Source organism: Butyrivibrio sp. INlla18 (assembly GCF_900103635.1).
Taxonomy (GTDB): domain Bacteria; phylum Bacillota; class Clostridia; order Lachnospirales; family Lachnospiraceae; genus Butyrivibrio.
Genome location: NZ_FMXK01000008.1, coordinates 94,586 through 114,419, shown reverse-complemented (window position 1 = coordinate 114,419; position 19,834 = coordinate 94,586). Strand labels below are relative to the sequence as shown.

Sequence of the window (19,834 nt, the reverse complement as noted above, 5' to 3'; positions counted from 1 at the left end):
TTTTTGATTACTTCAGGTAATTCATAAACATTCCAGGTGCAACGAAGATAAGAAGAAGACCTGTAACGAAACCGTAGATACCAGTTGTCTCTGCAACGGCACAACCAAGAAGCATAGTACTTGTTACATCGCCCTTACACTCAGGCTGACGTCCAATAGCTTCAAGAGCCTTAGAAACAGCAGTTCCTTCACCAATACCAGGTCCAATACCTGCGATAAGTGCACATCCTGCACCAATACCACATCCTGCAAGTGCAATACCTCTAGCTAATAACTCAAAATCACCCATTTTTTTGCCTCCTAAAATAACTTTGTTATCGTTTCACTTTATTTAGTTTTTTAACCTTCCTCTGCCGCATTGGCGATGTACATGACGGTCAGCATACAGAAGATGAATGCCTGCATGCATCCTGAGAACCAGTCAAAGTAAACACCTGTAATGGCTGGAAGACCGACTCCTAAGATCGGTATGTTGGAAAGGAATCTTCCAACTGCTCCAGGGATGAGTCCCAAAAGAGCTGCTGACGCAAGTCCCAGAGCCCAATAGATAAGTCCGTCAATAACTACTCCTGAAAGGATATTTCCAAAATGACGGCATGCCATACTAACTGGTGTAGCAAGCTCTGACAGAATATTGAATGGTGTCATGACTGCAATAGGTGTCGTGAAACCTTTCAGATATCCGCCCACGCCGTTGGTCTTGATCTTGGTAGCTGTGATCATGATGAAAACAACTACAGCCCAAGCGGCTTCTGTTGATAAGTCTGCTGTTGGACTTCTCAGTCCTGTAAGGCTGATAAGGTTTGAAACTACACTCGTTACAAACAGAGCGGATACAAACGGTATCAATTTATCAAACTTATTGCCTCCAGTATTGTTACGGACAAAATTATTGCCCATCTCCACAAGCATCTCTGCGAATGCCTGTCTCTTGGAAATATTCTCCAGTCTAAGATCTCTTGTGAGGAAGATACACAATCCAGTGATAATAATCATTACGATCCAGCTCACAACGAGGGTCTCTGTAATGTTAAAATCGCCCAAAATCGGGATACCAGTGTGGATCGTGTAATATATCTTCGGCCCAACGACTGAAAAATCACTACTCATATCTTCGCCTTCAACCTCCTTTCCCCGCAGACAAGATCCCGCGTAGTTTGATTATCAAGCTTGGAATGAAAAGAGGAACAATTCCTGTCACCACATTGAATATGGGAGCTACTATCGCAATAATAACCCACAAGAATTGAAGCAGGGTTCTGTACCTGTAGCTTACGCTCATGGTCTTTCTTGCTCTCTCTTCATCCGTAATACCTGCAACTTTTTGCACAGATATGGCCATCCAAAAGAAGTTACCGACAGCCACTATAAAGCCGCCTATTCCTCCCAAGATAACCTGTATATCAAATGGTGCCCAACTTGGAAGCACCATGTGCAAAACAAAAAAAACAACATACATAACGAGAATACCTATGGCTGTCCCCACAGCAATTATCCCCGTCTCTTTTTTTACAGCATCCTGTAATTTCATACGTCTCTCCTAAATTTAAGTAATCAAAAATGCCTGTTAAAAGAAACTTCACTGCTATTTTTAGCTTTTTTCTTTTTTTCTTCTTTGTGGATCACTGACAGATAAACTTTATAAGCTGTCGTCATAGAACCTCCGAGCCCTAAGATAAACCCTGGTATGTAAACCCATGTGCCAACAGATAACTTGGCACACAAAAGATAACATGCTAAAAGACACATAAGAAGTGGCATAAGGAGTGATAGTCCAAGCTGGCCTACCATAGCGAACTGTCCTAATATTTCTGACATGCGCTTAACCTGCATTTAGTTCAACTCTCCTTTCACTTTTATCGGTATACCGTCTATTGTGCATAAAATAAACAGTATAACAAGATAATAATACACTTTTTGCGCCATTTTCTCAACTGATGTTAGACGATTAATGCTTTTGTGTGTATTGTATTAAAAAAGGCTAAAAGTCCCTTCCTTTCTAGGAAAATGAAACCCTTAGCCTTTTGATTTAGAAATATTTTATCAAAATTTCGCTTATTGTTCTGAAACTCTATTTATAGCTATATTGTAATTAAAGCTTGAACTGACTAATGAGATCCTCGATTCTATCTGAGGATTCTGATACTGCAGCCGCACTTCCATCAACACCTTTGGAGTTAACTGCAACCTGCTCTGCACTAGATGCAAGAGTTGTAGCTGTTGCGCTAACTTCCTGTGTACTTGCTGACTGCTCTTCTGAAATAGCAGCCATAGAAGTTGCGATCTCATCAACATTGCCTACCTTAGAGATCATCTCACCGACAATATCGCTAGTCTCATCGAGACTCTTAAAGATCTCTTCAAAGGTCTCTCCTGCAGTATTGACTGCATCCATGTTAGCACTGATCTCTTCCATGTTAGCCTGTGACTTATCTGAAAGGTCTTTTATCTGTGCTGTGATATCCTTGATGATCTCAGCAATCTGAGTTGTTGACTCAGCACTGTTATTAGCAAGCTGACCAATCTCTGTAGCTACAACTGCAAATCCCTTACCAGCCTCACCAGCTCTTGCAGCCTCAATTGAAGCATTGAGTGAAAGGAGGTTTGTCTGTGACGCAATAGAGTTGATAATCTCGATGATGGAATTGATCTTGTTAGCAGATTCTCCAACATCTCCAACTACTCTGTTCATCTCTTCCATTGAAGATGAGATGCTTGTCATACCAGTCTGAACAGCTTCCATGTCTCTCTGGCCTTCTTTTGCCTTTGTTACGAGAGTTTCCATAGTGTCTTTTGTCTGATTACTCTTATCGTTAAGATTACTTACTTCCTGAGCAAGGGTTGTTGCCTGATTTGCAAGTTCTGTAACGGCATGTGCCATATCATCCATAGCACCCTGAATCTGCTGCATTGCTCTGTTCTGCTCATCAGCCTGTTCATTGAGGTCGCTGGATGCTGTCTTACTATTATTCGCTTCTGTAGCAAGCTTACCTGTAACACCCTTAAGTTCTGCGAGAGTATCACGCATCTGATTAACATAATCAAACATGTTATTGTTCATGATACCGATCTCGTTTGCATTTTCGCTGCCCTTCTGAATATCTACGGTGAAGTCACCACTTGCGATCCTTGTAATATTATTAGTCAGATTGCTAACTGGCTTAGTGATCATTCTTGTAATTACTCTGAACATTATGATCGCCATAATGAGCACGATTATAGCAGCTATGATCACACTGATTATGATGAAGCTTCTAAGTGAAGCAAGCACTTCTGAAACCTTTACAAACGAAACAAGATACCACTCTGTTCCTGCAACATTATTAAATGCTACATAGTAATCATGTCCATCAGTTCCATGGATAGTGATGATATCATTTGTTCCGCCACTCTTAACGATAGACGCAACCTGCTGGATGAATCCATCGTCAGGATAGTCAGATACATCTTTTCCTATCTGATCCTCTGAAGGAGATGCAACCATTGTTGAACCTGAGAACATCATTGTGGATCCTGTTCCAAGAGGCTTAAATGCGCTAGTTGTCTTGGAAATGTCATTAAGAAAAATGTCCGCAGACATTACACCGCTTCTGCCATCCTTTAGTGTAATCTTTCTTGAAATAGCTGCTACAATCTCTCCGGTACTAAGATCCACTGAAGGTGGATTAAGAGTCATCGTGCTATAGTTTATGCCGTAAGTATACCAAGGTCTTGCCGTAGGATCGTATCCAGCATCAGGAACCCATCCCGATATATCGATATAATCCTTGTTAGAAAGACCAATATAGAAGCCTGTACTGGTTTCAGTAAACTGGTTCATACTGAACTGGTAATCATTTATTATTTCCTGATCACTGTTATAAGAGTTCTGCTCTATAGTTTGGGCTAGCCCCTCAAAATATGTTGTGATCATCTGAACTTTACTGCCTGTTTCAGCAGCATTAGCTCTTGCCTCCTGATACAGAGCATTTCTAGCCAGTTCTTCAATTACTGCCCTAGCGCTAAGCGCTATGAATGTTGTAACTATCGCTATTGCCAGTGCTGTAATAGGTACTATCAGTACAAGTAACTGCGCACTTATCCTTTTTCCTTTTTTTGAAGCGACCTCTTTCTTCTCAGTCATGATTCCCTCCTTAAGTATGTGACTTTATGTAAATCATATAATCATTATACGGCCAATAAATTAACGTATTATAAATTAAATCTGTTTTTAATATTAATTGTTTTTTCATGAAAAAGGCATAAAAATGCGCAAATTAAAGCCCTATTTCTTCTTACCCAGATGATCAATAATTCATCTAGGTTTGTAAAATAGGGCTTTGATTCATGTAATCAAATTGTATATTTATTCTATAAAATTATTCTGCAGACTCTTCTACATCTACAGTTCTGATGTGAAGTTCTTCAAGCTGCTTGTCTGTTACGAATCCAGGAGCACCCATCATGATATCCTGAGCGTTCTTGTTCATAGGGAAAGGAATAATCTCACGGATTGAATCCTCACCTGCAAGAAGCATTACCATACGGTCAACACCAGGAGCAATACCAGCGTGTGGTGGTGCACCATAGCAGAATGCGTTGTACATAGCAGGGAACTTAGCCTTAACGTCATCCTCACCAAGTCTGACCATCTCAAATGCCTTGATCATGATCTCTGGATCATGATTACGAACAGCACCTGATGAAAGCTCTACGCCGTTAACAACAAGGTCATACTGATCTGCTGTGATAGAAAGTGGATCGATCTCACCTCTCTCAGCCTTAAGAAGTGTCTCAAGACCGCCTGATGGCATTGAGAATGGGTTATGACAGAACTCAAGCTCACCTGACTCCTCACCGATCTCGTACATAGGGAAGTCAACGATCCAGCAGAATGCATACTGCTCTTTGTCCATATGTCCAGGAACAGCAGCACCAAATGTCTTAACAATAACACCTGCAGTCTTCTGTGCAGCAGAAAGCTTGCCGCTTGAAAGAACTACGAGGTCACCAGCCTTAAGTGAAAGAGCTGATACAACCTGATCCTTGATAGGAGCAACGAACTTAGAGATACCTCCAACAAGCTCGCCATTCTCATCAATTCTGAACCAATATGCTTTATTACCTGACTGAACCTCAACGTCTGAGATAGTCTTGTCGATGAACTTTCTGCTCTCTTTGAAATCTGAAACAACAACTGCCTTGATTCTGACATTTGTCTCTGTTCCATCTTCTGCCTTTGTAGCAAATGGTCCAAAGCCACAATCAGCAAGAGTCTCTGTAACATCATTAACTGTAAGATCTATTCTGAGATCTGGCTTATCTGAGCCATACTTCTCCATAGCCTCAAGATAAGGGATTCTCTTAAATGGAGCGCCTGATGCGCGGTTATATGTACCATACTTAGCAAAGATTGGAGGAAGAACATCCTCACAAACTGCAAATACGTCTTCCTGAGAAGCGAAAGCCATTTCCATATCGAGCTGATAGAACTCTCCTGGGCTTCTGTCTCCTCTTGCGTCCTCATCACGGAAGCATGGTGCAATCTGGAAATAACGGTCAAATCCAGCTGTCATAAGAAGCTGTTTGAACTGCTGTGGAGCCTGTGGAAGTGCATAGAACTTACCAGGATGCTTTCTAGCAGGAACAAGGTAGTCTCTTGCGCCTTCTGGAGATGAAGCTGTAAGAATAGGAGTTGTGATCTCCATAAATCCGTGTTCCATCATAGCCTGACGAAGTGCAGCTACTACGTTACATCTAAGAATGATGTTCTTCTTAACTTCTGGATTTCTAAGATCAAGATAACGATACTTGAGACGAGCTGTCTCATCAGCCTCTCTTGAATGATTGATCTCAAAAGGAAGTTCGTTGTAACGGCAACGTCCCAGGACTGTAATAGACTCAGGAACAACCTCTATATCACCTGTTTCCTGCTTAGGGTTCTTGGAAGATCTCTCTCTTACTACACCCTTTACAGAAATAGTTGATTCTTTATTGATAGCCTTGGCTGTCTTAACCATTTCCTCTGTTTCAAGGACGATCTGGGTTGTGCCATAGAAGTCTCTAAGAACTACGAAACCAAGTCCGCTTCCGACTTCACGCATGTTCTCAAGCCAGCCAACAAGTGTAACGCTCTCGCCAACATTTTCCATGCGCAGCTCACCACAGTTATGTGTACGTGATTGCATCATAAAAACTACTCCATTTCTAATTGTTCGTGATAAAAAATAAGTGCGTGATTCCGGAAATTAATCCGATACCACGCACAACATTTTAGACCAACATTGTAATAGTTTCAAGCCTATTATTTTACTTTATTGCCACCCCATTCAACAACGGTAAAACCATCTCTTGAAGGAGTCTCGATATACTGAGGATTGATCTTGATATATCTTTCTGTTGGATACCAAGCCATGAACACTCTGATAATGTTATCTGGCTGAGGGTTGATGGTAAGCTTGGCATTCTTGTCATAGTTGTTACCCTGGAAGCTGATCATATTGAATTCATTGCCTTCCATCATAGGAACCCAGAACTCGATGAACTCTTCTGTCTCTGACTCGTTAAGTCCTAAAAGAGGAAGCTTCTCTCTAAGGAACATCTCTGTGTCAGCGCCTCTGATACAGAAGCCCGAGAAGAAATCATAAGAATATGCAGGATCTCCTTCCCAGAACAAGTAATCATAGGTCTGACCCTCAAAGGTAATCTGTCCATCTCTATTGGCTGTTACATTCCAAGTATCTTCTGCATTGAACTCAGGAATAAGCTCTACAAGATTTCCATTGTAATTAAGACTTACAGCGATCTCTGTATCGTCCTCTGTAGGATAAAGATATATGACCGGCTTAAGATCTGCGCCTTCAGACTCTATCTGTGCGCTCTTGCCACATCCTAGAACCAGCGCCATCATTGATATTAAAAGCATTCCCGCAATATACTCTTTCCTCATAGACGTTACCTCCAAAAAAGGACTCGTTCCTAAACTAATTATATAGCAATAATCGGCATATTTAAACGAATTTTTGAGTATTTTTGCAGTTTTTATAATACTTTTATTATTTAAAATCCGTTGAATAATAAGGTATCACGAGATTGTCACCTGCAAAGATTTCCTCTTCTTCTACATGATTGATGCTACATATCTCTGAAATGTAGTCCTCTACTGTATCGTAGTGTGTCCAGGAAATGTTATCAGAAGCGATATCCCACAAAGTATCACCAACACCTACAGTTATTGATCCATAGTATTTGTATTCTGGAGTATAGTCATCTGATGCAGCGTCAGATACAAGTGTTGATACTACAAAGATCATTGCAAAAAGAATCATTGCAATAACAAGCGCTAATGTAACGCGCTGTCTTCTGACAATTCTCTGACGTCTGATCTTATTTCTATATATCCTCAATTCACTTTTTGATAAAAATCTCTGATCATTATATAAACTAGCTGCTGCCATCAACGCTTTACTCATAATCCACCTCACATTTAAACATAAAAAATAGGATTGCATGTTTCTCACAATACAATCCTATAATTTATAGTGGGTTATAAAACGGACAGTTGATTTCGCCATCAGCCCTCAACCAATCCTAAGCTGGTCGCAGGTGTCAGTAGGAAGAAGACCAATGTAAGTCTTTCCTCTATTGATCATGACCTCAACGCCCTCTGCGTAGTAATAATGAGTAAATCCTGTTGCGCTATCTTTTACCCATGTTATTGGAAGCGCCTTACCATTAGTGATGTAATAACCGGTACCTGATCCGACAACATCGTAGGTAAGGTAACCATTCTTATCAAGCTTCTTAAATGGAACATTCTGTAGAATGACATTCTTGAAGGTCAGAACCTGTCCATCCTCCGCATCTGCATGAACAGCTCCGTACTCGTAGTAATCGTATGTTCTTGTTTCTGCATTGAAAAGAAGCTGACTCTTGTTGTGGACAAAGATGCTTGAAAGATCAACTGTATTAGCTACAAGTTCACTTGGAAGCTCCACATCATTATCGTTAAAAAGGAAATGCGTTGGTCTCTCAAGAGCTGCGCTATAGGTATTAGGAATACCAGCCTTGGCAAATCTGTTTACCAGCTCTTCGCCAAAGACATACTCTGTATATTCTGTTGGCTTGCCATTCTTGACCCTTGTGAATCCGCCACTTATATGTGTAGCATAAGGCTGTTTCAGATAGCTCTTGATATAAACCGGGCCTCCATCATGGATAAGTACCGCATTGTACTCACCAGTCAGGATAATGTTGGTAGTTCTGGTACTACGGATACTTCCTGTCTGTCCCAGATTTGCCCAGTCCTTGTAAAGGCACATAAGTCTTGTGATTCGGCCATTAGCTGTGCTGTTCATCATCTCATAAACAATATCAGCCTCTGCTACGCCGTAATGAGCAAGAGCTTTCTTTTCATTATCCACCATGATAGCTACAGGTCTCTGACCTGCAATGCTGTCATCGATTGGAAGTCCCGTCAGCTCTGAATTACCAGCATAGGCAGTGACAGAAAGCATAAAAGCGCTAAATACACTAGTTGCAACTGCAAGAACATTTTTTAAACGCATATAACACCCCTTAATATTTTTTCACTCTTTCTCTCCTCTTTTATAAGCGTCTATTATATCTTAAAGCAAAAGAGGCTCAGCCACAAGGCTGAACCTCTTCAAAATCAAATTAATCAAAGCATTTTCTTTATCTCGTCGTGTACAAACTGTACCTTTGGTCCTACAACAACCTGAACTGTTGTCTTGGATGGACGGATAACACCGGCAATGCCTGCCTGTTTGATAACCTTTTCATTGACCTGAGTGTAGTCATTTACTTCTGCACGGATACGTGTTGCACAGTAGTCGAACTCTTTGATGTTCTCTTTACCGCCAAGGCCTTCAAGGATGAGCTTACCCATTGCTGTGAAATCATTATTTGCAAGATCGATCTTTTTCTCTTCCTCTTCTGTGTCATCTTCACGACCAGGAGTCTTGAGATCGAACTTTATAATTACAAATCTAAATACTACATAGTAGATAACTGCAAATACAAGACCTATTGGAAGAATAAGCCAAGGATTAACTGCCATTGGAGCCTTAAAGCTAAGGAACCAATCTACAAAACCAGCTGAGAAGTTGAATCCAACCCTAAATGGAAGTGCTGCACAAACTGCTGCTGAAATACCAGAAAGAACTGCATGAACAAGATATAATCCAGGAGCAAGGAACATGAATGCAAATTCCAAAGGCTCAGTGATTCCTGTAAAGAATGAAGCAAGCGCGCCCGCCCAAAGAAGGGAAGCTGCAACTTTCTTCTTTGTATCTTTTGCTGTGTGATACATTGCAAGTGCACCAGCAGGAAGACCAAACATCATGATTGGGAAGAATCCTGTCATGTACTGTCCTGTAACGCCCTTAACTGCTCCGTCAGCGCCTGACCAGAAGAGGTTAAGATCATTGATACCTGCAGTATCAAACCAGAATACAGCATTGAGAGCGTGGTGAAGTCCCAATGGAAGGAGTGCACGGTTAAGCATTACATAAATACCTGCGCCTATAGGACCAAGTCCAATGATAGCTTTACCAAATGCTACAAGGATACCGAAGATAATAGGCCATACGAAATACAAAATAACTGAAGCCAAGCATGAAGCTGCTGCTGTTACAATAGCAACGCATCTCTTTCCACTAAAGAATGCAAGCCAGTCTGGAAGCTTGGTATCTTTGAATCTGTTATAACAACTGGAGCCAATAATACCTGAGAGGATACCAATAAATGCATTACTGATCTTGCCAAATGCTGCAGGAACTTCGGATACATCAACACCTCTGTACATTGCTACAGCACCGCTACTAAGAAGTGTTGTGATCATAAGAAAAGAGACAAGACCTGCCAGAGCACTGGTTCCATCATGGTCTTTTGCCATACCAACTGATACGCCGATGGCGAAAAGAATTGGAATCTGATCGATGATGGCCGACGCTGCCTTGATCAAGAAAGCAGCTATGATATTGTTAGCCCCCCAACCTGTTGGATCGATCCAATATCCGATACCATACATGATACCCGCTGCTGGAAGAACAGCAACTGGAAGCATCAGAGACTTACCGATCCTTTGTAAATACTTCATCATACTACTTTTCCTCCTTTGTCCTTTATATCTAACTGCAGCCCCTCGCTGCAATTATTTACTGACAACTATTGCTGTATCCCCCGCACTTACAGCACCTGTCTTTTTTTCGATCTTGGAAAACTTACTATGATTAGAGATAACCATAGGCGTTATGATGTCATACCCAGCTGCCTTTACGCCCTCAAGATCCACTTCAACTATTGGATCTCCTTTTTTGACTTCTATCCCCTGCTTTGCAATGAGCTTATAGTGCTCGCCCTTTAGTTTAACTGTATCAATTCCGATATGGATCAGAAGCTCAGCTCCATCAGTAGTATTAATGCAGTACGCATGACCTGTTGGGAAAAGAGCTATGAGAGTACCGTCACATGGGGCACAGAATTTACCATCCGAAGGTTGTATAGCTACACCTTTACCAACCATTTCTTCACCAAATGTAGGATCACTAACGTCTGATATAGGCACGATAGTGCCGTTAACTGGTGAACCAATCTCAAATTTACCGCTCTGGAAAAGTTTATCGAATAATCCCATAGAATCCCCCTCCAACACAAACCGGTCAACTGGCTTAGAAAGAAAAAACTAGGCCTTACAGCGATTAGTAAAACCTAGTTTTGTTATAAATATAATAACTCTATATAGGATATTATTCAACGAATTTTTGTTTTAAGCTACCTCTTCGGCCTTATCATTTTTCTTGTCTTGATACTGCTTGATAAGTGTCTTTGCTGCGATGAAGGCAAGTACAAGTGAAAGCACAACAAGAAGCACTGCAATTGCAGACTGGATAAGTGCCCAAAAATCTGCTGCTCCGCTAGCATAAGCTTTCATCTTGGCTGTGATCGTCTGAACTAGTGAGCAAACTGTTACTGCAAGCATAAATACCATAGGAATATAGAACATCTTGTTATTCTTGCCTACAGAACCAAGCCATGTGCAAACTGCAAGAAGTCCGATAGCTGCAAGAAGCTGGTTGGCAGCGCCAAACAAAGGCCAGATCTTAGTATAGCCTGTCATACCAAGGCTTACGCCCAATACTACCGTGATAGCTGTAGCAACATAAGGATTAGCAAATACTTTTTTGTATCCTGTTGCATCCTTGGCTGTCTGTCCCTGCTCAAGGAAGAATTCCTGGAACATGTATCTTGCAAGTCTTGTTGCTGTATCAAGTGATGTGAGACAGAATACAGAAACTGCAAGGATCAGCATCTGATACATAATGTTCTGTGCTCCCGGAGCAAATGTAGCGATCATAGATGAAAGTCCGCCAGCAAATACCTGAGTTGGGCTTGCATATGTACCGTCAGCAGCTGCTGCCCATACAAATCCAATAGCACAAAGTGAGATAACTGCTACAAGACACTCAATGAGCATTGAACCATATGCTACAGGTCTAGCATTCTTTTCGTTATCAAGCTGCTTGGCAGATGTTCCTGATGAAACCAATGAGTGGAATCCAGAAATAGCTCCGCAGGCAATGGTTACAAAAAGAGCTGGGAATGCAGTTCCTGTTGTAAATACGCCAGTTCCCTTAAGTGCTGCATCTCCAAATGCTGGAACTGAGAAGCTTCCCTGACCAGCCATAACTGCTCCGATAACTGCGATAAGTCCTGCTCCGATCATGAAATAGAGAAGGAATGAACTAAGGTAATCTCTTGGCTGTAACAAGATCCAAACTGGAGTTACAGAAGCTACAAGAATATATGCTCCAACCACCCACATCCATGTGTTATATGTGAGAGAGATTGGATGGAAATTAAGTCCAATTGCTACGATTGCAATGATTCCAAGGCAACCAACTACTGATGCAACCGCGATTGGTGCATTCTTACGATATACAAAGAATCCAAAAGCTATAGCAAGAACGATGAACAAGAATGAGATCATGGCTGTTGACTCATTAGCTGCAAGTGTTGCGCCCTCAACAGGAGTTCCTGCTGCAGTTGTTGTACCAAAGGTACTAGCTACGATAGAGCTAAAAGCTGCAACTACAAGAAGAAGTGTCAGATAGCCAAATGTAAGGAATAATCTCTTGGCTGTCTTGCCCATAGTGTCATCGATGATCTCACCGATAGACTGTCCCTTGTGACGAAGTGATGCAAAAAGAGCTCCGAAATCATGGACGCCACCAAAGAAAATACCACCGATAAGCACCCATAAAAGAACTGGAACCCAACCAAAAACTGCTGCCTGAATAGGTCCGTTAATTGGGCCTGCTCCCGCAATTGATGAAAAATGATGTCCCATAACTACTGGTGTCTTAGCTGGAACATAGTCCATACCATCCTTTAATTCGTGTGCTGGTGTCTTCCTCTTTGGATCGATACCCCACTGCTTGGCAAGCCATCCGCCGTAGAGTACATAACCTGCTACGAGAATTGCCGCACTAACGATCAACAATAATGCTGCATTCATGAAACTTTCTCCTCCTTAGTACCCCTCTGGGTCTTGAATATATCGGTTAAGAGTTCTTTCAACTCTTTTCCACTGTAGTTAGTAAAGACTTCCTTACTGTCAAGGCATGCACAGGCCAGCTTTCCTTCGCTATGTCCCCTGAAATTAAAGAGATATCCTTTGTCGTACTTAAATCTCTTTATTTCTTTTTGCAACTCCTTGTCAGGGGTCCTATCAGAAATGATGACGAATGTCATGTAGGTACACATGTGGTCCTTTTCCGGATACTTTTCTCCGCGTCTTACAAGCTCTGGTTCCACATGATCTTCTATTGTCTGTCTTATTTCCTGCAAAAGATCTTTTGACACCATATCCGTCTTGATAAACAGCACATGCTCATAGGCTCTTATTGCCCATAGCTGAGCTTCCTTCTTTAGAACGTACTTCTCTCCAAATGAAAAGAACCATGCATAGGCGGGATATGTCTTATCTCCCAGGGTAAAGTCTTTGGTTATGTCGAAATTGGCCTGATAGCGGCCTAAGAGTTCACTTAAATATTCATCAGATGATATTGCCATCTGCCCCCTCCACGTTCACGACCTTAAGAAATTAATATCAGAAAGGTTACATAAAAAATAATTAAGGAATACTTTATCACGTTGGCGCGTTATTGCAAGATGACAAAATTAATGTATTTTTTAGAAATAGATTAATTTTGTAATGTATTCGTTGTTTTTTTATCCTGATCTCTATGCAAATTAATCAATCTTCAAGGTTTATTTTTGTGAAAAATTGTGTTACAGTTAACTCACAAAATCTCGTATGAAAGGTGGTGGTTTTTATGAAGTCAGATTCACATAATTGCAGTAGCGATTCTGCTCCTGGTCGAAGTACCATATTAACCGCCAACCAAATTCATAGGAGATTACCATGGAATTACAAGAAGAGAAGACAATCGTAGAAATCTTACAGGAACTTCTTGAATCTAGGCAATATACCAAGCTTCGTCAGACCATCTCCGAGATGAACACAGTAGATATCGCTGCTGCTATGGGAGAGATGGAGGATGAGGATTCTCTTAAGATGTTCAGAATCCTCCCAAAAGACATGGCTGCTGACGTATTTGCCGATCTGGAACTGGATGACCAGCAGTATATCATCCGTTCACTGTCCGATCGAGAAGCATCCAACATTATTGACAATCTGATGGCCGATGATGCTACTGACCTCTTGGAAGAGATGCCAGCAAACGTAGTTAAGCGCATTTTGGCCAACGCAAGCCCTGAAACCAGAGCTGATATCAATCATCTGCTACAGTATCCTGAGGACTCTGCCGGATCTATCATGACTGTGGAGTATGTAGACCTCAGAGAAGATATGACTGTTACTGATGCCATAGAGAGAATCAGACAAAAGGGCGTAGATTCTGAGACTATCAACATTTGTTATGTTGTTACCAAGCAAAAAGTTCTGGTTGGTACTGTTGCTCTTAGATATTTGCTCATTATGAAGCCTGATGAAGTCATCGGCGACATCATGAACACCAATGTCATCAGCATCAATACCATGACTGACCAGGAAGAAGCTGCCCGTATGTTCCAGAAATACGGATTCACAGCAATGCCTGTTGTAGACAATGAGAGTCGTATGGTTGGTATCATCACCATCGATGACGTTGTGGACATTCTTGAAGAAGAGGCTACAGAGGATATCGAGAAGATGGCTGCTATTGTGCCATCAGACAAGCCTTATCCAAAGGTTGGCATCTTTGAGACCTACAAGAATCGTATCCCTTGGCTATTATTCCTGATGATAAGTGCCACCTTTACAGGCGCTATCATTACAGGCTTTGAAGACGCCCTTTCAGCATATGTAGTACTTACAGCATACATCCCAATGCTGATGGACACAGGCGGAAACGCCGGTTCACAGGCAAGTGTTTCAATTATTCGTGGACTTTCACTTAAAGAGATTGAGTTTGAAGATATTTTCAAGATCATCTGGAAAGAGATCAGAGTTGCTGTTCTCTGCGGACTTACCCTTGCATGTGCAAACTTTTTGAAGCTGATACTACTAGACAGAGTTACTATTACAGTTGCAGCAGTTATCTGCCTTACTCTCTTGTTCGTAGTGCTTATTGCCAAGTTGGTGGGCTGCTGCCTTCCTATGCTGGCTTCCAAGGTGGGATTTGACCCTGCGGTAATGGCAAGTCCATTTATCACAACAATCGTAGATGCACTGTCACTCCTTGTTTACTTCAACATTGCAACAAGGATGCTGCATTTGGTGGCATAACATACCAAGTATAAAAGCTGGTCTCCTATATAAGAGACCAGCCTTTTTTATTCTTCTTCATCTTCTATATGCGCCCATTCTTTATAGGCTTTTTGATATTCCTCCATATCCATGGAGTCCTCATATAAATGACATCCCTTATACCTTTGCTTGGCCATTCCATAAGAGGAATACTCTCTCTCAAATTCATTTATCTTGTCCATAACATAACCATCACCAATCATTATTGAGAATGGAACAACTATTGCATGGTCAAGGATAAGACGTTCTGCCTCTGCAAAGGCTTCAAATCTCAGATTTTCATTGTCTGTTATCTCCGATGCGTTGTCCTTTTGTTTTTCCCATATCTCACAGACTTCCTTTACCTTTTCATCCTCGCACTGATGCCAGAAAGAATAATCATCCTCTTCCTCAAAAGGCTCTGTCCAGGTCTGTGGATCCTCGTAGTCAGCTCCCCACCTGCACTTCATAAATGAAAACTTTCCACTTCTTTGAACTGCATTCAAAAATCCCGTATCACTTCCAGCTTCTACCACAACTTCTATAAAGTCTGAACCAAGTGAGTGTTCAAGCTGTTTTTTTATCGTAAATACTTCCTGTTTCCAGCCCACAACAGACGGATTATAAGGCATTAGGATCTTAATAGGGAATGTAACTCCTGCTTCCTTTAGCTGCCTCTTAGCAAGATCTCTATAGATCCTGGCATCATTTTTGTTGTAACTATCTCTTCCGGAATAATAGCTTAACTTACCGAACTTAGTATAATCTTTTCCATCTATGCTGATAGCTCCTGGCGGAGTGACCGTATTATTTATCAGCTTCCCTGGATCATATGGCTCATAGACAGATAAAACCTCCTCTCTATCTATAGAGCTCATGATGGCTTTTCTAAAATTCTCATTTACTACAGCCTTGCGCCAATTATCAGGTTCATTTTCCTCGTCATAATTAGGATCAAAATTAAATACATAAAAATATGAGTATGAACAATCCGGAATCGTGCCATGTATCTCATCTGCATGGAACCTAAGCGTTAAATAATGTTCCAATTTATCCGCACTAACTACAGCCTTATCTATAAGCCCTGCCTCATATCTCTCAACACCAATAGTAGCTGCCTCTGAGTCATAGGCATTTTCTACCCTGTCGATATAAACCTTATCTTTATCCCAATAATGAGGGTTCTTTACAAGTATCTGCTTTTCCAAAGGCTGGAAATAATGAAGAATATACGCTCCGTTATACAGAACATTCTTATAATCTTTTCCAAACATTGTTCCTGCAGCCTTTAGATACTTTCTGTTAACAGGAAGATATGATGTATAAGATAGAACACTAAGGAAAAATGGACATGGTTTATCAAGCTTATAAATGAGTGTCTTATCATCATGAGCCTCCACGCCTATTTCTGAAGCCTCTACCTTCTTTGGCATCACATCATATTCCTCAGGATGCAAAAGAGATCTGGTATAGTCGTAGTACTCCTGAGCCCCGGTCACAACGGAGCCCGTGCAATACATATACTGACAATCCGTTTCATTGGCGGCATTATTTACATATTCTGCTGCCGCTACCCAGTCATCTGCCACAACTTCACCGTAAACTTTTCCTTCGTAATCTACCCACTTTATGCCATCTCGCAAATGAAATATCCATGTAGTCATATCCTCTGTGCATTCCCAGCTCTCAGCTAGTCCAGGAATGATATTTCCTTCATTGTCATAGTCCACAAGGGCATCGATCACATTGGCAGTAATGACAGTATCCACCGGTGAACTAGTAACCAGATAGTTTAGGTTCGTAACTTCTGACGAATACAGTGTGTTATAAACTGTTGCATCACTTCTGTAGGCATCATCGAGCTCGTGATTTTCTATATCAGGAAGCTTTGCATAGCATCCTGTCAAAAGAAGCACCATTACCATAAAGAGAGCGGATGCTTTTAATTTTCTTTTCATCATCCTCGCATCTCCTTTCCTATGGATTCATAGTACTTGGCCTTATTTTCATACATTTCTTCTTCGGCCTTCTTGATAACCGTCAAAAGCTTCTTGTCAGGGGTAGCCATTGCTAGACCACTTGCCACATGATATCCGTTTGATTCAACTTCTTTTAACACCCTGTCAAGATCCTTCCTGACAGCCTGTTCATCTCGTTCATATCTAAAGGCAACAAATTCGTCGCCACCTATCCTATAGGTGTTGGAATCGCCAAACTCATTACAGATGATGGACGCAATGGTCTTGAGCATATTATCTCCTGCTAGATGACCCTGAGTATTATTGACTTCATGAAGACCATTTACATCAAAATAGATACAGGCAATTCCCTCAGTTCCCTGCTGAAGATGCTGACAAAAATACTCATATCGGTTACGATTTTGAAGACCAGTAAGTGCATCCATATTGGCTCTTCTCTCAATACCAATAAGAGAACCTGTCGTAATGTGAATGACATATAGGAAATAACCGACAAGAGCCAGCGTCATTGCAACTAGGAATATATAAAGCGATCTGTACATAGGTCTTACTGTTGCATAGAGATCATCTTCAGGAATGCTCACAGTAAGCTCCCAATTTGCAATATTCATAGGAAGGAAGCATACGTAATATGCCTGTCCATCAGCCATTTCAAGAATGGCAAAGCCTTTTCTTCCATTTTTAACGGAATCAACAATACTCTCATTTGTAGTGATCTGAGCAAGTTTGAAATCAGTATCCTTTAAGATCTCGTTGGTCCTGCCAAGTCCATCAGCCAGAAAAAGACCTGTGTCTCTTTCTATTATTGATACTATAGCGTGACCATCATATATATCTGGCGTCCATGCGCTAAGAATGGATTCAGGCGTAGTTGTGCCATAGATAAAGGCTATTGTCTTTCCTTCTTTTCTGATTGGAACAAAGTTTCTGATATCAAGCTCTTCATCGGTATCAAGATCCTTTTGAAGAGTTGACAGATGCTCGCCTTTTTCTTTTACTTTATTAAAATCTAAAATGCCTGTAGCATCCGTATCTGCGCCGTCTATTCTTACGACCATATTGTCCCGCATAAGAATACCTACATCAGATACACCAGCATTTACATCATATAAGTTCATATACTTGGAAATACTAAGAGAACGGAGAGATACATCTGTTTCTGAGATGATCCTAGAGATAAGACGCAACATATTTCGGTCCGCACGAAACTGACCCTCGATGGATTCAACTGTTTCCTCGGTGGCTTGCTGAAGCTTTATGTAGCTCTGCTGCCTGGTGTAATCCCGCACATAAAAAACATAAATTATGGAAGCAATGAATATCGCAGCCATAAGTACAATGGTTGCCACAAGGCTTCGTGTACGGAATCGCTCCTGTGCACGTTTCCACATATATGTGCTCTCCGGATATGAAAAAAACAACTGTTACTTATATTAATATACCATATTACGTTAATTCACTTTATTAAATTATAGTAAACAGTTCATTAAACTAAAGAGTGCTCCTCTTTCCGAGAAGCACTCTTTTTCACGTTTTTATAGATTTGTATAACCCATAAGGTACTCATCAACCTCTTTTGCACAGGCTTTACCCTCTGCAATTGCCCATACAACAAGGGACTGACCTCTGTGCATGTCTCCTGCACTAAAGACTTTAGTGTTAGGAATGTGGTAGCTATCAATATCAGTTACGATAGTTCCTCTCTGGCTGGTCTTAAGAGAAAAAGCTTCTGCTGAATAATCTTCACAGCCAATAAATCCAGCTGCGATCAAAAGAATATCGCATTTAAGAGTCTTTTCTGTTCCTGCTATCTGAACAAGTTTTCCACCCTTAAATCCTACTTTCACTGTCTCGATCTGCTTGATATTACCCTTCTTGTCAGTAGTTACGCTCTTTACAGTGGTCTCATAAACTCTTGGGTCAGATCCAAATACGTGGATAGCCTCTTCATGGCCATAATCTGTCTTTAAGACCTTTGGCCACTCTGGCCATGGATTATTTGCTGCTCTTGTGACAGGTGGCTTTGGCATCATCTCAAGGGCTGTAACTGACTTTGCACCCATTCTGATGACAGTTCCGATACAGTCGTTACCAGTATCACCACCACCGACGATGACGACATTTTTGCCTGCTGCGTCTATATATCCACCTTCTTCCTTAAGAGCTTCTACTGTTCTATTCTCTGCCTTCATAAGGGCTTTTGTGGTCTTTGTAAGGAAATCTACTGCGTAGTAAACGCCCTTTACCTTCTCTGGATCTGCTACAGGAAGTGGTCTTGCCTTCTTGGCGCCGCAGCATAGAACTACTGCATCGAATTTGCTCAAAAGAGCTGTGCTCTCTTCCTTGGTTACGTTTACGCGTGTATGGAATACAACTCCTTCAGCTTCCATAAGCTTTCTTCTGCGCTTTATAACGCTCTTATCAAGCTTCATATTTGGAATTCCATACATGAGAAGACCGCCGACTTCATCTTCTCTTTCAAAGACCTCTACGTGATGTCCTCTGTGATTTAAGTCATCTGCGACAGCAAGTCCTGAAGGACCTGCTCCTATGACAGCAACTTTTTTGCCGCTTCTGATAGTTGGTATCAAAGGTTTGATATAACCCTTTGCAAAGGCTGTCTCTACCAGATACAGCTCGTTGTCATGAACCGTTACTGCATCGCCATTTTGTCCGCACATGCAGGCTTTTTCACAAAGAGCAGGGCAAACCCTTCCAGTAAACTCAGGAAAGTTACTGGTTTTGTGAAGTCTGTCAAAAGCGTGCTTCTCATGGCCTTTATAGATCTCATCGTTCCACTCAGGAATGAGATTATGAAGAGGGCAGCCTGTTACCATGCCCCCAAGGTTCATAGCTGACTGACAGAATGGAACACCGCAGTTCATACATCTAGCTGCCTGCTTTCTGCGTGATTCTGTATCAAGAGGTGTATGGAATTCTTCAAAGTGTAGAATTCTCTCCTCTGGTGGTACATCTTTATTATTTGTTCTTGTATATTCAAGAAATCCTGTTTCTTTTCCCATTTTCAATCTCCTATCTAATTCTCAGATGAATGTTTACAGTT

General features: G+C 41.3%; 17 protein-coding genes. 1 reads left to right on the top strand and 16 read right to left on the bottom strand.

Going from position 1 to position 19,834, the window contains the following annotated elements; genetic code table 11:
• Positions 1-7: 7 nt before the first annotated feature.
• From atpE to BLS24_RS06690, 13 genes are all read right to left on the bottom strand, one after another.
• On the bottom strand, positions 8-289 hold the full coding sequence (atpE, locus tag BLS24_RS06750) for an ATP synthase F0 subunit C (protein WP_071175006.1): 282 nt from the start codon (positions 287-289) through the stop codon (positions 8-10).
• Positions 290-339: 50 nt separating this feature from the next.
• Positions 340-1,110, bottom strand: coding sequence for a F0F1 ATP synthase subunit A (locus BLS24_RS06745; RefSeq protein WP_071175005.1), 771 nt, complete (start codon positions 1,108-1,110; stop codon positions 340-342).
• 10 nt (positions 1,111-1,120) lie between these two features.
• The gene (locus BLS24_RS06740; protein ID WP_091757377.1) at positions 1,121-1,531 is read right to left on the bottom strand and encodes an ATP synthase subunit I; all 411 of its coding nucleotides are present in this window, start codon (positions 1,529-1,531) and stop codon (positions 1,121-1,123) included.
• A 23-nt stretch (positions 1,532-1,554) separates the two neighbouring features.
• Complete coding sequence (locus BLS24_RS06735; RefSeq protein ID WP_242872246.1) at positions 1,555-1,818, bottom strand: AtpZ/AtpI family protein; 264 nt, start codon at positions 1,816-1,818, stop codon at positions 1,555-1,557.
• Between the two features lie 274 nt (positions 1,819-2,092).
• Positions 2,093-4,123, bottom strand: coding sequence for a methyl-accepting chemotaxis protein (locus BLS24_RS06730; RefSeq protein WP_091757373.1), 2,031 nt, complete (start codon positions 4,121-4,123; stop codon positions 2,093-2,095).
• A gap of 235 nt (positions 4,124-4,358) precedes the next feature.
• The gene (gene aspS, locus BLS24_RS06725) at positions 4,359-6,170 is read right to left on the bottom strand and encodes an aspartate--tRNA ligase (protein WP_091757371.1); all 1,812 of its coding nucleotides are present in this window, start codon (positions 6,168-6,170) and stop codon (positions 4,359-4,361) included.
• 113 nt (positions 6,171-6,283) lie between these two features.
• Positions 6,284-6,928, bottom strand: coding sequence for a hypothetical protein (locus tag BLS24_RS15385; RefSeq protein ID WP_091757368.1), 645 nt, complete (start codon positions 6,926-6,928; stop codon positions 6,284-6,286).
• 106 nt (positions 6,929-7,034) lie between these two features.
• Positions 7,035-7,451 carry a LysM peptidoglycan-binding domain-containing protein gene (locus BLS24_RS06715; RefSeq protein ID WP_176764361.1) on the bottom strand — a complete coding sequence of 139 codons (417 nt, stop codon included), beginning with the start codon at positions 7,449-7,451 and terminating at the stop codon, positions 7,035-7,037.
• Positions 7,452-7,559: 108 nt separating this feature from the next.
• Complete coding sequence (locus BLS24_RS06710; RefSeq protein WP_091757364.1) at positions 7,560-8,546, bottom strand: DUF3048 domain-containing protein; 987 nt, start codon at positions 8,544-8,546, stop codon at positions 7,560-7,562.
• A gap of 113 nt (positions 8,547-8,659) precedes the next feature.
• Positions 8,660-10,102, bottom strand: a complete 1,443-nt coding sequence (gene nagE, locus BLS24_RS06705) for an N-acetylglucosamine-specific PTS transporter subunit IIBC (protein ID WP_176764360.1) — start codon at positions 10,100-10,102, stop codon at positions 8,660-8,662.
• Positions 10,103-10,153: 51 nt separating this feature from the next.
• Entirely contained in the window at positions 10,154-10,636 is a 483-nt protein-coding gene (locus BLS24_RS06700) for a PTS sugar transporter subunit IIA (protein ID WP_091757362.1), read from the bottom strand.
• A gap of 132 nt (positions 10,637-10,768) precedes the next feature.
• Positions 10,769-12,517 (bottom strand): carbon starvation CstA family protein, encoded by a 1,749-nt coding sequence (locus tag BLS24_RS06695; protein ID WP_091757359.1) that lies wholly within the window; start codon positions 12,515-12,517, stop codon positions 10,769-10,771.
• The gene (locus BLS24_RS06690) at positions 12,514-13,074 is read right to left on the bottom strand and encodes a DUF8052 family protein (protein WP_091757357.1); all 561 of its coding nucleotides are present in this window, start codon (positions 13,072-13,074) and stop codon (positions 12,514-12,516) included. The genes BLS24_RS06695 and BLS24_RS06690 overlap by 4 nt, the downstream gene beginning before the upstream one ends.
• 352 nt (positions 13,075-13,426) lie before the next feature.
• Between BLS24_RS06690 and mgtE the strand changes: the two genes are divergently transcribed.
• Complete coding sequence (gene mgtE, locus BLS24_RS06685) at positions 13,427-14,791, top strand: magnesium transporter (RefSeq protein WP_091757355.1); 1,365 nt, start codon at positions 13,427-13,429, stop codon at positions 14,789-14,791.
• A 47-nt stretch (positions 14,792-14,838) separates the two neighbouring features.
• Here mgtE and BLS24_RS06680 read toward each other — a convergent pair whose 3' ends face one another.
• The 3 genes from BLS24_RS06680 to BLS24_RS06670 all read right to left on the bottom strand — a co-directional run bounded on the left by BLS24_RS06680 (position 14,839) and on the right by BLS24_RS06670 (position 19,793).
• Entirely contained in the window at positions 14,839-16,752 is a 1,914-nt protein-coding gene (locus BLS24_RS06680; protein ID WP_091757353.1) for a peptide ABC transporter substrate-binding protein, read from the bottom strand.
• Positions 16,749-18,161 carry a sensor domain-containing diguanylate cyclase gene (locus tag BLS24_RS06675; RefSeq protein WP_091757351.1) on the bottom strand — a complete coding sequence of 471 codons (1,413 nt, stop codon included), beginning with the start codon at positions 18,159-18,161 and terminating at the stop codon, positions 16,749-16,751. Before BLS24_RS06675 ends, BLS24_RS06680 begins: the two co-directional genes overlap by 4 nt.
• A gap of 144 nt (positions 18,162-18,305) precedes the next feature.
• Positions 18,306-19,793 (bottom strand): glutamate synthase subunit beta, encoded by a 1,488-nt coding sequence (locus tag BLS24_RS06670; RefSeq protein WP_091757348.1) that lies wholly within the window; start codon positions 19,791-19,793, stop codon positions 18,306-18,308.
• Positions 19,794-19,834 lie beyond the last annotated feature (41 nt).